The sequence below is a fragment of the Vibrio mediterranei genome (assembly GCF_013364395.1).
GTDB lineage: Bacteria > Pseudomonadota > Gammaproteobacteria > Enterobacterales > Vibrionaceae > Vibrio > Vibrio mediterranei.
Genome location: NZ_JABXGK010000008.1, coordinates 108,360 through 121,512, shown reverse-complemented (window position 1 = coordinate 121,512; position 13,153 = coordinate 108,360). Strand labels below are relative to the sequence as shown.

Here is a 13,153-nt window from a genome sequence, read left to right as displayed (position 1 = left end):
ACTGCGATTAGAGCCAATCAGTATGCTTTGATACCAAACGGCTTTAATTTTTTCGGTAATAGCTCATCCAAATTCTGAATATCGTCTGGGAATATTTCAATAAGACTCAGGTCATGCTCTTGATAAAGCGCACGTGTGTGTTCAATGACTCTGTCGTCTGCTACATCGCTATCTGATCCCCAATATTGTAGGTAGACTTTCCCTTGTGGTAAGTAAAAATCACTCACGACATCTTGTTCTATGGGTAATTGCCGTTGATAAGCATGAACAACGCCTGCCATATATAACCAGTTATCAATAATTAGCTCGCCTTTCGATTGAACGTAATGACCATCGAGAGTGCGGTGCTTTGCCGCGAATTTTTGCCGAAAACTCGAGAAGGATTTTTCAGTAGAGTGCGCTTCTGCATCGTGACCTTTAAATTCGATGACGGACTGTTTTAATCGAGCGTGGCGCAATACAGAGGGGTGCCAAACCACAAACTCATTGTTGTTCTGTTTATCTTTACGAAGACGAGCACCAGCGCGAAGGCCAATGGCCGTCGCCTTCCATTGGCTATCGTCACGCTTTATCCAACCTAGCTCACTAAGTAGAAGATTGATCTTTTTAGCCGGAAGCGCAAAGTGTTCACCAAGTTGTGTTGCAGTCAGTGTTGAGTCACTAATAAGTGTATCGTCGATTACAAGGTTTGACGGCCACACGATAAAGCGTCCATATTTTTCACTGTCCACATAGTCACCGCCGAAACGATGCCCAATGTCAGTCAGTAACCAACTGGACTCGTGCCAGCTGATATAACCTGCGCGCTTCAAAAGCGTAAACAGTACTTTAGACTCTTGGTTTCGACTTTTTGCTAGTGCGGATGTGGACAGTTTATCGTGCATTCGATTCCTTACTCGGCCTTTTCCATAAGAGTTAACAGTTGCTGAGCTGCTTGTTTGGGTGAGCCGGCATGACTAATTGCTGAAACGATCGCGACACCATGAACACCAGTTTTTGCTACATCTAACAAGTTTGATTCGTTGATACCACCAATAGCAACAATAGGTAGCTCTATCTGTTGAAGTGCATTCGTAAGCCCTTCAAGCCCCCATTCAGTTTTTATGTTGGTTTTGGTTGTCGTTGAGAATATGGCGCTTAGCCCAATATAGTCGATTGGAAGCTGTTTCGCTTGTTGCAGTTGCGTTTCGCTTTCAATAGAAAGACCAAGAATCTTATCCTCACCGATAAGGGTTCGAGCTAGGGTCGCTGGCATATCGGTCTGTCCCAAATGCACGCCATCTGCATCGATGGCAAGGGCGACGTCTACTCGGTCATTGATGATCAATGGAACGTTAGTACCCTCAAGCACCTTTTTGACAGCTGCTGCTTTGGTGATGAAGGTCCTAATATCATGATGCTTTTCACGTATTTGCACCATTGTCACTCCACCTTCAACAGCCTGCTTCACGACTTCTATTAACGCATCGAGGTCTTGGTTTTCGTCTGTTACAAGATAGAGTCGATAAGGGTTGCGAGTCATCGTTTGTCCTTAACACTCTTTAATGTGGAGACGGCGTAGCACTTCTTCATCACTAAGCTGATACAGAGCATCAAGCAAATTCATTTGCAGTGAACCTGGGCCTTTTGATTGCTCTGCCGCGATTTCACCTGCGATGGCAAATATTGCCGCAGCCGCGAGGCCTGTGGTTTCACCAACCGCAGCAAATGCCCCTGTTACCGCTGATAGTGAGCACCCCATACCGGTGACAAAAGGCATCATCTCATGACCATTACTCAGTGCGTGAGTGGCTTCTTTATTGACGACGTAGTCGGTTTCACCTGAGATTACGACACAGCAGTTGTAGGCTTCTACTAATGCGCGCGCCGCAGATAAAGCTGCCTCACTTGAATCCAGTGCGTCGACACCTTTGTTTTGTGATTTTTCCCCTGCCATGGCAATGATTTCTGATGCGTTACCACGAATGATTAAGTTGTCAGCGAGTTCTGCAAGTTGACGAGCGGTTGAGGTTCTTAATTTGGTTGCGCCACATCCAACAGGATCGAGTACAACTGGCTTATTATTTTCATTGGCTTGTTCTACGGCGAAGAACATACCAGGACGCCACACACTATCTAAAGTTCCAATATTGATGACTAGTGCGCCTGCGAATGACATCATTTCCGCCATTTCTTGCTTTGAGTGTGACATGATTGGCGAAGCACCTACCGCTAAAAGTGCATTGGCGGTGCTATTCATGACAACAAAATTCGTAATATTGACGACAAGTGGTTTTTGCTCACGTACTTTTTGTAGCGCGTTGATAATAAGGTCTTTGTTCATGTTTATCTCCAAACCTAGATTGAGCCGATAGAATGACAATAAATTAAAACAGGCTCAGGTTATGACTTTTTGAATGATTGTAATGGTATTTAGCTCTGTTTGCTTTAGATAGCGTGTAAAGAGGTCAGAATAATGATACCGACAGTGCAAGTAAGCGTCGAAAGCACTGTTGTCAGTGCGATAATATTCGCTGCAAGCACTGAGTTTCCTCCCATAGAGCGAGCCATGACGTAGCTTGCAGCAGCGACTGGCGATGCACTCATAAAAAATAGAATGCCTAACTCCAAACCTCTAAAACCGAACCAGTAGCCTGCTGTTGTCACCACAAATGGAGCCAAAATAAGTTTGTAACTACTGGCGAGCCATGCTGGTTTCTGTTCTTTTTTCATCGAGCTTAAGTCTAGCGACCCTCCGGTACAAAGGAGGGCTAATGGCAGTGTCATTCTGGCGAAATAATTGCCGGCATCAATGGCTATATCAGGCACGGGAATCGACAACATGTAGAATACCAGACCAGACACAATTGCGATAATTAATGGGTTTTTGGTCAATGTAGTCAGCATGATTTTTCCGGCTGAAACACCAGAGTCTGTGCCTTTTGGGGTAAGGCAAATAACCGCTTGAACATTATAAATAAAGGTAGTGACAGCAACATAGATAGCCGCTAAAGCGACCCCTTTTTCTCCGTATGCGTTGGCGACGTAAGCCAAGCCTATAATCCCGGTATTAGCTCGAAAACTTCCTTGAATAATGACGCCTTTATCCGTGGAGTGACGAAACATGGCGCCAACGGAGGTGTATGTGAAAATGAAGAACAGTATATTGGCAATAATACTAAAAGTAATGAATTGGCTCGCTGCGGAGAAATTGTGCTCGGAGTTGACGATGCTTAAAAATAGCATGGCGGGTAGGGTAACTTTAAAGACTAACTTAGACGCCACGTCGATAAAATTATCGTTGATCAGACCGATTCGTTTGAACACTACTCCCAAAATGATCATAAGACAAATTGGGCCCGTGATGGTGATAGAAAACAGCAGTTGGTCGACCAAAGAGTCCATAAACATTCCATATTATCAGCGCAGTAGCATTGAATAATTATTCCACATCTTCTCATCCCAATAAATCAAGGATTGCAAAAAAGTACGACCGTGCTAAATTGGTGGTGTATTCGTTTTATTAGAGATTTAAATGGGCAAAGGTAAGCTGACCAAAGAGCACATTCTTAATCAAGCGTTCGGCATAGCGAGTCGTGAAGGCTTAGAAAGCCTGACGATCGGTGAGCTGGCTAAGCAGTGTCAGATGTCGAAGAGTGGTCTATTTGCGCATTTTAATTCCAAAGTGAACCTACAGGTAGCGGTGGTTGAGTATGCCGACGCTACGTTCCAGACTCGTGTGATTGCCCCTGTAAGAGAGTATCAGCATGAGTTGGTTATTGATAAGCTTAAGCATTTGATTGATAACTGGATGTGTTGGAATCAATCTTTCCAAGGCAGCTGTATGTTTATCGATGCTTGGCGTGATAATCGTCAAGACGAACTGCAAGTTTCTCTACGCAAGGCGATTTATCGCTGGATCAGCTACTTAACGATACAAATCGAGAAGGCCGTCAAAACTGGTGAGTTGAAAAAAGATCTGGATGTTAAGCAAGCGGCATTTGAACTTTATGGGCACTATCTTAGTGCGCATGTTTTTTACTCCCTCGTTGGGCAAGAAGAAAGTAGCCAAAGGTTTTGGAATAGTGTGACTAAGTCTTTTGAGTCTTGGTCGAGCTAATAGACATTTTTTTAAGATAAAAAAGCACGACCGTTCGAATCGTGCTGCAAGGAAGAGTCAGTCATGAGTGACAAAATTTACTTCAACACTTCTAATAAATTCAGTTTTAAAAAGCGCATGATTAACCTTACAACGCGCGCTCATCATAAGTTGGCGCCTAATCATGCGAAGAACACTGCGAAGAAACTATTGTTGACGCCTGTTCGTTCTAAACCAAAGAATTCTGAGCCTCAGGGATTGGTAAAGGGTGAGATCGCGACGCCAGAAGGTATGTTAAAGACATATCGTCTTGGTACAGGTCCTGTGTGGATTTTGACTCATGGTTGGTCTGGTACGGCAAGCCAATTCTTCCCACTAATGGAGCACATCGCAAGTCGAGGGTTTACTGCGCTTGCGTATGACCATCCTGCTCATGGTGAGAGTGAAGGTGCGTTTGGGCATATTCCTGCCTTTGTTGGCGGTTTAGAAGGTCTGCTGGATAATGAAGACGATGTTGCTGGGTTAGTTGGGCATAGCATGGGCACGGCTTCGGCGATTGAATGTAAGCACGCGAAACTTCATGATAAACCTTTGCTGCTTATCGCGCCGGTTCTCGACTATCTTGATAATTTGTTTGGTAGCGTCGCGCGTTCTGGCTATTCGATGCGTTTGTTTGAAGCGGTAGTCGATGATATTCAAACCCAATATCAATACCCTCTGCAAACCATCGATCCCTATAACAAATTAGCGCTTCGCAATGCGCCAACTATTATCGTTCATGATGAAAAGGATCGTTTCACTAAATATTCCGTGTCGAAGAAAGCAGCGCAAGAGATGGTCAATGTAGAGTTGGTCACTACACATGGACAAGGACATGGTCGGGTTATGCAATGTCAGGAGGCAAAATCGAGCTTTGATAAGCTGATTGGTGCTTAATAAAATCAAGATGTTGTAATTATATCCATATTGTTGATGTGGTTAACAGATTGATAATTTTTCATTATGCGCTTGGTTTTCTATATGGGATCATAACTTGGTCCCATAAGCGTAGAAACTGAGTATCAGTGTCGTATCCTCTTTAATATAACTACATCGGATACAGTCAGCCTTCTGATCGAATCTAACTTCCGGTTTCATTATCTCGTTTATGGCGTTAGGGCCGCGACATTGAAGCGTGTTTCAAGGTCGCTTTCGCCCGTCTAATCAAAGGAAGCCATAATAATGAATAGAAACGATAGTGTCCCCTTACCCTCCAATACCCGAGAGTGGTTCTTTAACCGTAACAGCATGATTATTCTTGCCGACGTCGTGCTGTTTGCTGTGCTCTATAACACCTTACCATTTGAACCCAGTGTCGTGCTGGGAATTAGTATCTTAGCGTTTATTGCTGTGCTGTGGCTGACCGAAGCGCTTCACGTGACTGTGACTGCTATATTGGTGCCGGTGATTGCGGTTTTGTTCGGTGTGTTTGATACGCAGACCGCTTTAAATAACTTTGCCAATTCCATCATATTTTTGTTCTTGGGTGGTTTTGCACTAGCAGCCGCTATGCATAGGCAAGGCTTAGACAAGGTTATTGCCGATAAAGTGCTAGTAATGGCAAAAGGTAAGATGAGCGTTGCGGTGTTCATGCTGTTTGGCGTCACCGCACTTTTATCTATGTGGATCAGTAATACTGCTACCGCGGCAATGATGTTGCCATTGGTGCTTGGTGTATTAAGTAAAGTAAATGAAGAAAGCGGCCATAACACGTACGTTTTTGTACTACTTGGCATTGCTTATAGCGCGAGTATTGGTGGTATTGCAACAATGGTTGGAAGTCCACCTAACGCGATCGCCGCGGCAGAGGTAGGGCTCTCTTTTACTGACTGGATGGCATTTGGCTTACCAACATCAATCATTCTGCTCCCTATTGCATTAGCTGTCTTGTTCTTTGTATTAAAACCTAAGCTTGATGGTGAGTTCGAAATCAATCATGAGCAAGTGAATTGGGATAAAGGAAAAGTAGTTACTCTGCTTATCTTTGGTCTTACGGTATTCTTGTGGATATTCAGCAAACCGATCAATGCAATGTTGGGCGGGTATGCGAAATTTGACACCATTGTTGCTCTTGGCGCTATTGTTGCGGTGAACTTTGCTCGAGTAGTTCATTGGAAGGATATTGAGAAGACCGCAGACTGGGGTGTCTTACTGCTGTTTGGTGGTGGTATCTGTTTGAGTAATGTCCTTAAAGCAACGGGAACGAGTGTTTTTCTTGCCAATGAATTAAGTGACATGATCTCTCAGTTCAACATGTTGGTGATTATCTTGGTGATTGCGGCGTTTGTGGTCTTCTTAACTGAGTTTGCCAGTAACACAGCGAGTGCGGCGCTGCTGATTCCGGTTTTTGCGAGTGTCGCTGAAGCGTTTGGAATGTCACCGGTGATTTTGTCGGTGTTAATTGCAGTGGCAGCCTCTTGTGCGTTTATGCTTCCGGTGGCGACACCTCCGAATGCGATTGTTTTTGCCTCTGGTCATATTAAACAGCAAGAGATGATGCGTATTGGTATTATCTTGAATATCGCTTGTATCGGTGCCTTGACCATAATTGCAATGAGCTTTTGGGCATAGTCTAACGTCATCGAGTTGACTAAATAATCAAATAGGTCGTAAATACAAAAGGGTCATCAGTGTGTACTGATGACCCTTTTGCTTACCAGTTTATTTCGTCCAGCGCATTATAGATAAGCTGAGCGCCAAGCGGTGACAAATGAATACCATCGGCTTGGTATAGCGATGCGTAGCCTCTTTCGCATGCATATTGTTCAAACGTTTGGTAGATGTCCACGATCTCAAGCCCATTCTCTCCGCTGCTGTACATTGCTTTCAACTTTTCGACATGTTTTTGGCTCAACTGCTTAATAGCACTACGTATGGCTTCAACGGTGTCTTTACGATTGCCAAACATTGGGAGCGAACCAACTGGGTCGATAGCAGAAGTGACGATTAAAATGGGTTGAATACCATGATGTTGAGACTGGGCAATCATAGCGTTGAGGTTACTGGCAACCACACTGATATCTGTGCCCCAGTTGAGGTCGTTCAGCCCGCCAAATAGAACAACGGCATCAGGAGCTTGGTCTAAAACTTGTTGTTTGAATCTAGATAGCATTCCTGTTGTCGTGTCACCGGGTACACCACAGTTGATAAACTCAATATCTGGATGGGCTGCAATGAGTTTATCTGACCAGTTTTGATTTGTGGCTAAACCCCATCCAGCCGTCAAGCTGTCACCCAATAGGACAATTTTTTTCACGTATTATTCTCGTATGATCGAAAAAGCCGCTCCATTAAGAGCGGCTTTTGAATAAGGTAGATTAGTTGCTGCTGATGTATTCTTTAAAGCGGGCTTTAGTGTCAGCATCTGCCTTGTTGTACCAAAAGATTAGCATCTCTTCAGCCGTATTGTCTGCTGCGCCACCTGGTACTGCGATTTCTGCGTTTGCTGAATTTGCAGGTAAGGTTGCGGGTAGCGTTACTGCGGAAACAGTGCCTGCTACAGCGATAGCGGCTACGCCACCTTTACGGTTGTAATCCTCGGCTTCTCGGTCGTAATCACGACCTATCTGCATACCGTCCTTAATCAGTTTATCCTGAGTCACTGGAATAGCATTGCCATCAGCGTCGACCAAAGACCATTTAAAGCTATCAATGTCCTTTTTAGCCTGGCGTTCATTCTGGTAGGTGGGCACTTCTAGAGTGAGTTCTGTATTGCTAGCATCAAATCGAGCGATGATTGCTTTGCTTGGAACCGTAACACGTTCTTCTCGATTCAAATCAAACAAAGGCTCGAAGCGAAATACAATTTGATTTACACCATCTGGAAGCGTAGCAGTTTTTCCAGAAGAGAAGAAACCGTTGGATTTTGTAACTGGGTCTCCAGCATTGACTGATAGTAGATCAACAGAGTCTGGGATTTTGATCGTCACATCAGCAACAGCCATGGTGCTGCAACCGGCGAGTAATGCACAAGCAAGAATCTTAGAAGCTTTCATTTTATTTTATCCTAGCAGAATTATTCTAATAGTTTAGCGTACACTAGATTGCCTATGTTATGGATTGATTGCAATCTTCGCCGCAATACTAATATGGAATTTAATCAAAAAATTACAATGCATGCTTGTCATTGTTGTGGTCGACGATCGGAAATACTGCATCGTAAACCAGATTAAAGAAATAGGCGTAAAATAGAGCCACAATTACGAAGCCCAAGTCAGCTAGCACGGCATCGATTAATGATAGGTTTAAGCTCCATGCCAACAATGGAATAGTCGCGACTAGTAACCCTAACTCGAACAGTAATGCGTGGTAGACACGTTGAGTGGGGGTCTTTTTTGATGTCCCTCGTAAGTAAATCAAAGCTCGATCAAAAGCATAATTGTAAATGTAGTTCCAGACCATAGCGATCAACGACAGCGAAAATGCAGTTAACGCTGCGGTTTTGACGTTAGCTCCGAAAACAAACATACAAATTGGTGCTGCAATAAGTAACAGTAATAGCTCGAACAAAATGGTATGTCTCAATCTATCCGCAGGGCTTCGCATTACATTTTTTGAATTCACAATGTGCTCTCCTTCACATCTCATCGAATTGCGCAAACTTTATAAAAAAAATATTACATTTTGAAGATCGATCTATTATATTTTCGAATTGGTCGGAGGAGTGATGACTCTAATGCCATATTTTCGTAAGAATATGATCTAAATATACGTTTTCAATAACTTCAATGAATGCGTTGCTCATTTGGTGTGTTATTAATATATATATGATCGACTATTGTTTGTTCTGAATTGCCAGTTTTGAAAATTACCTATTAACTATGCGGATACTTGGTCTTTTTCCTCAAACTAATATTTAGTAGGACGTCGATTGGTGATACCTCCACCAAACTGCACTCAATGAGCCTAAGTGGTCTCAAAAGAATGGAATCTAAGTGCTACGTACGATTTTCAATAACGCACAGAGATTTCATTTGAACACGCCAAACTTTTCATCGACTTTGATGGCTATATCAATACTAGCTTTTGCCCCTTATTGCGACGCGAGCGAATCGAAGACTTCAACAGAGAGTCAGGACAAGCCCGAAGAGTCGGTGGAAACATCAGATGAGCTTCCTGACCGCAAGTTCGCCGCATTTCCTGTTCCAATTACTGATGATGCACTTGGTCTGGGTCTTGGCGTTAATGCCATGTACCTTCACGACCGAGCCGAAGGCGCTAAAAACCCCTCTACCAGTATGTTTTACGGTCAATACACTGATACTGGCAGTGGCATGGCAATCATAGGACATGAACATGTTTTCGCGCATGATGCGTGGCGTGCGGGTTTCTATGCTGGACACTTTGGTCTCAATTTGAAATACACAGGGCGCGTCGGAATGCAGTTACCTAAAGCCGCTCAATATTCATCCTACTCTAACTTTGTTTACGCAGAGGTACGTAAGCAAATCATTGATGATCTGTATTTGGGGGTGCAAGGTTTGTGGAGTGGTGGTAACGCAAGCCTTAATGAGCATACCGATCCAGAAATTAAAAAAGCGTTTGAGCAAGAAATGAGTGGCAGCAATAGCGCGCTTGGACTGCTTATGACCTACGACTCTCGCGATAATATGATGGGGGCGACGCAGGGATTAAACGTCGATTTGAGTACCTTGCACTACTCAAGAGACAAACGGACGGGCAAACGCTTTACCAGACTGGATGCAGAAATTAGTCAATATTTCCCAATTGGAGATGATGTGCTGGCGTACCGAGTTATGGGTAAGGAAATGTTAGGTGATGCGCCAGAATATGAGTTTGTGACCCCCAGTTTACGTGGTGCCGATTGGAATAAATACCGAGGCAGTTCAGTGTACCAAGCTGAAATTGAATATAGGCATAAGTTCTCCACACTCTGGAGCGGTGTGGCTTTCGCTGGTGCGGCGGTGATAGGTAATCAGGACCGGTACTACACGCACTCGGTTCAGTCTGAAGTTGTGCCGTCGGCTGGCGTCGGTGTTCGTTACCTATTGAATGCCAAAGAGCGATTTACTGTTGGCGTAGACGCGGCGGTATCAAAGATGGGAAATACCAGCTTTTATATTCGTTTTGGAGAAGCTTTCTAGATGCCAGCTAAGCCATTTTATTGATTTATAGCGCAAATAATCGGTACTGGCATTATTGTTTTGGTTTATCTTTGGGTGCAATTTTTGTGCTATTGTTTTACGATGGTGCGCTTGTTAATAATATAGTCAAAGGGTTGGGTATGCTGAATATTGAACAGCTTGTTGCTTTTGTCGCTGCGGCAGAACAAGGCTCATTTTCTGCTGCTGCGAGGCATTTAGGAAAAAGCCAAAGCTCAGTGAGCATTGGTGTCAATAATCTGGAGGTCGATCTCGGGATTACGCTTTTCGACCGCAGTACCAAGTACCCTAAGCTGACGCCGCAAGGCGAGCGAATGTTGTCGCAAGCTAAGGTGCTTTTAAGACAAGCTGAACGAATTCGTAATTACTCACAAGCTAGTGTTGATAGTGTTGAAGATACATTAAAGATCGCCATTGACCCTTTACTACCATTCTCTTTGTTGGAATCCGCAATTGAGAAAATGTCTCAACGCTTTCCTTTCACACAAGTTGATGTTTCGAGGCTTGCAGCACACCATCTCACTAACGCGATTATCAAAGATGAAGTGGAACTTGGTTTCAACCTAGCGGCCGACGCGGTGCCAGAAGGGCTAGACTTTGTTTCTATCGCTAATATCGAGTGGGTGTGTATTTGTAGCCCGGATTCGATTTTTGCCGACATGCAGCAAGTGAGCAATGAAACCCTTATTGGCGAACGACAAATTGTGTGTCGCAGCATGATGCAGAATACGGTGCTTCAGGCTCAGGGCGCGTTTTCTCAAGATATTTGGCAAGCTGACGATCAAGAAGATGTGATCAAGCTGGTGGAGCAGGGTATCGGCTGGGCGATAGTGCCTAAAGATTTCACTGTTGAAAAGCAGGCGATGGGTACCTTGATTGATTTTAGGCCTGAATTCCAGCGCTATGAAATGATGAACTCTGCGGATGTGCTGTGGAAATCCAATACGAGGTTAGGTCCTGCCGCTAAGTACTTATGCGAGATGCTTGGTGTATTCTAAATAAAAATAACCCCTCAACCGAGGGGCTTTTTTTATGCTTGATGAATGTGGACTTGATTACGACCTTTTAGTTTTGCCTGCTGTAGGCTTTGAGTAGCTCTACCAATAATGCCATCTGTACTATCTCCTGTTGCTGTAACGCCAATAGAGACGGTTGCTGTAATCCATTCATCATGAATGTTCAAAGGTAGCTTTTCTATCAGCTGTCTTAACCATTCAAGCTGCTTTTTCGCATCGACGTTGTCGTTTGCCTCGAATAGTACCGCAAATAGTCCGCTTTCATAGCGAGCAATGCAATGTGACTTTGGCTTTGGGAAGCTGCGTTTGATGATGTCTGCTACATACAGAATAATCGTGTCGCCAATCATATCGCCATAGTCAGCATTGATTCTTTTTAATCCATTTATATCGATCAAAGCAAAGTAAGCGCTAGAATTTCTGAGTTGCTGGGTCAACTCTGAACGCATGGTGAGCTTGTTGTCCAGTCCAGTAAGTGAATCCTTATCGTTGAGGTATTGGAACAGCAATAAGTTTGAAAGAGCGACTTCAGAGAAATCTCGAATAGCTCTTATTACGCCATCAAAGGCAAAAAACGCACTCTTAACGTATATCACGCCAATTAGGGTATCCCTCTGAAATATAGGCAATATGTAATGACGCCCATTCACTTGAAGCTTTCGCGCCAACGCATCATTGTTACTGTTATATACATAGTTCAATTGACGTGAGGTGAAGATGGACGGCAATGACTGGCATTGATGAATAACTTTGGTATTGCCATGAAAGTCGACGGTTTTAAAGCTCCCAGTATCTTGTTCGTATAGACAAAATTGTACGCCTTTGTGGAAGATAAAACGGTCAAAGATGGCGCGAAGATCGTGTTTAAAATGAGCAATGTCAGGCGCCTGGTTGAGTCTTGCTAAAGAGTGGTTGAGCTGGTAACTGATGTAGTTAATAGATAGAGCCAGCGATAACAGCGCTAATATGACCAAAGCGGTGAGTGAAATCTGATAAGACGTAAACAGAATATCTGCTCGACTCGTTCCAGAAACGAATATCCATTTCATTGGGTTTCTTGCGTCAAACATACTGACTTTGAGTTCGCCATTGTAGTGGTATTCGTAGCTACCTCTAGTTTGTCCATAGGTGATCTTCTGTTCTAGACCCTTTAGGTAGCTGATGGATTCTGTGCCGATTCTCAGAGGATTAGGATGGAAAATAAGTCGGCCATTAGTGCCATCTATTACGAATACATAGCCTTCTTTAAGCGTTTTCATATTCGCGAGATATTGGGTGATATGCTGAGCGTCTACCTCAAACCAGACTTCTAGCCTGGGGTGACTAAGTTGCTGTTTGATAGCAAATACCCAGAGCCCATCTTGCTTTTGATATAGGGTCGAAACAGCATACTGGTGCGAAAGAGCATCGAAGGAGTGCCACTGAATCGATGACTTTGTCTGCTCGCTAATACCTTCTCCATGATTATCGACATAGGTTTGAGCGATCGGGTCGAACACACTAATACTTTTATACAGGTACGTGTTGTCTAGTGTTTGCGTAACAAGTGAAGCAAAACGTGCGTCGTCAATATTCTTTTGCAGTAAATCCACTTTTGCAAAGGTCGCTTCAATTTGTGACCAAACTAGTGCCGTTGCCATTTTCACATTGGACTGAGATTGAGATTTCGCGAGTTGAAGAGAATGTTGATATTGCTGATAGGAGATAAAAATAAGCGCTGCAATAAGAGCAAAAGTGAGCGGTTTTAGGGCTCGTAGTAGGATTTTCGGCAGAGACATATTGTATTAAACCATTTGAGCATGCGGAAATGGTACTACGTCTTAGATAAGGGATACAAAACAATTATTTGACGTAAAGTTAGTAGAGATCAATTGATAAAAATAAGAGGTTGAAAAACA

The 13,153-nt window shown here is 43.6% G+C and carries 13 protein-coding genes; 5 read left to right on the top strand and 8 right to left on the bottom strand.

The genetic code is table 11. The features are described from left to right. Window positions 1–17: 17 nt before the first annotated feature. From HOP38_RS17585 to HOP38_RS17570, 4 genes are all read right to left on the bottom strand, one after another. Window positions 18–884, bottom strand: coding sequence for a glycerol kinase (locus tag HOP38_RS17585; RefSeq protein WP_198558593.1), 867 nt, complete (start codon window positions 882–884; stop codon window positions 18–20). Between the two features lie 8 nt (window positions 885–892). After that, complete coding sequence (thiE, locus tag HOP38_RS17580) at window positions 893–1,522, bottom strand: thiamine phosphate synthase (protein ID WP_198558592.1); 630 nt, start codon at window positions 1,520–1,522, stop codon at window positions 893–895. A 9-nt stretch (window positions 1,523–1,531) separates the two neighbouring features. After that, a complete protein-coding gene (gene thiM / locus HOP38_RS17575; protein WP_038230796.1) occupies window positions 1,532–2,323 on the bottom strand; it encodes a hydroxyethylthiazole kinase in 792 nt (263 codons plus the stop codon). 104 nt (window positions 2,324–2,427) lie between these two features. After that, complete coding sequence (locus HOP38_RS17570) at window positions 2,428–3,384, bottom strand: AEC family transporter (RefSeq protein ID WP_006070116.1); 957 nt, start codon at window positions 3,382–3,384, stop codon at window positions 2,428–2,430. Window positions 3,385–3,514: 130 nt separating this feature from the next. Between HOP38_RS17570 and HOP38_RS17565 the strand changes: the two genes are divergently transcribed. The 3 genes from HOP38_RS17565 to HOP38_RS17555 all read left to right on the top strand — a co-directional run bounded on the left by HOP38_RS17565 (window position 3,515) and on the right by HOP38_RS17555 (window position 6,688). Further along, window positions 3,515–4,099: a TetR/AcrR family transcriptional regulator gene (locus tag HOP38_RS17565; protein ID WP_198558591.1), complete on the top strand. Its 585-nt coding sequence runs from the start codon at window positions 3,515–3,517 to the stop codon at window positions 4,097–4,099. Between the two features lie 63 nt (window positions 4,100–4,162). Continuing rightward, window positions 4,163–5,014, top strand: coding sequence for an alpha/beta fold hydrolase (locus HOP38_RS17560; RefSeq protein ID WP_031494422.1), 852 nt, complete (start codon window positions 4,163–4,165; stop codon window positions 5,012–5,014). Between the two features lie 285 nt (window positions 5,015–5,299). Continuing rightward, on the top strand, window positions 5,300–6,688 hold the full coding sequence (locus HOP38_RS17555; RefSeq protein WP_006070113.1) for an SLC13 family permease: 1,389 nt from the start codon (window positions 5,300–5,302) through the stop codon (window positions 6,686–6,688). An 82-nt stretch (window positions 6,689–6,770) separates the two neighbouring features. Here HOP38_RS17555 and HOP38_RS17550 read toward each other — a convergent pair whose 3' ends face one another. The 3 genes from HOP38_RS17550 to HOP38_RS17540 all read right to left on the bottom strand — a co-directional run bounded on the left by HOP38_RS17550 (window position 6,771) and on the right by HOP38_RS17540 (window position 8,680). Continuing rightward, entirely contained in the window at window positions 6,771–7,373 is a 603-nt protein-coding gene (locus HOP38_RS17550) for an SGNH/GDSL hydrolase family protein (protein WP_006070112.1), read from the bottom strand. Between the two features lie 61 nt (window positions 7,374–7,434). Further along, entirely contained in the window at window positions 7,435–8,112 is a 678-nt protein-coding gene (locus tag HOP38_RS17545) for a DUF2057 family protein (protein WP_198558590.1), read from the bottom strand. Between the two features lie 112 nt (window positions 8,113–8,224). Continuing rightward, window positions 8,225–8,680: a PACE efflux transporter gene (locus tag HOP38_RS17540; RefSeq protein WP_038168217.1), complete on the bottom strand. Its 456-nt coding sequence runs from the start codon at window positions 8,678–8,680 to the stop codon at window positions 8,225–8,227. A gap of 371 nt (window positions 8,681–9,051) precedes the next feature. Between HOP38_RS17540 and HOP38_RS17535 the strand changes: the two genes are divergently transcribed. Both HOP38_RS17535 and HOP38_RS17530 read left to right on the top strand, forming a co-directional pair. Then, window positions 9,052–10,221 (top strand): BamA/TamA family outer membrane protein, encoded by a 1,170-nt coding sequence (locus HOP38_RS17535; RefSeq protein WP_006070109.1) that lies wholly within the window; start codon window positions 9,052–9,054, stop codon window positions 10,219–10,221. A gap of 140 nt (window positions 10,222–10,361) precedes the next feature. Beyond that, entirely contained in the window at window positions 10,362–11,237 is an 876-nt protein-coding gene (locus HOP38_RS17530; RefSeq protein ID WP_038221951.1) for a LysR family transcriptional regulator, read from the top strand. A 32-nt stretch (window positions 11,238–11,269) separates the two neighbouring features. Here HOP38_RS17530 and HOP38_RS17525 read toward each other — a convergent pair whose 3' ends face one another. Beyond that, window positions 11,270–13,033: a sensor domain-containing diguanylate cyclase gene (locus HOP38_RS17525; RefSeq protein WP_198558589.1), complete on the bottom strand. Its 1,764-nt coding sequence runs from the start codon at window positions 13,031–13,033 to the stop codon at window positions 11,270–11,272. Window positions 13,034–13,153: the final 120 nt, after the last annotated feature.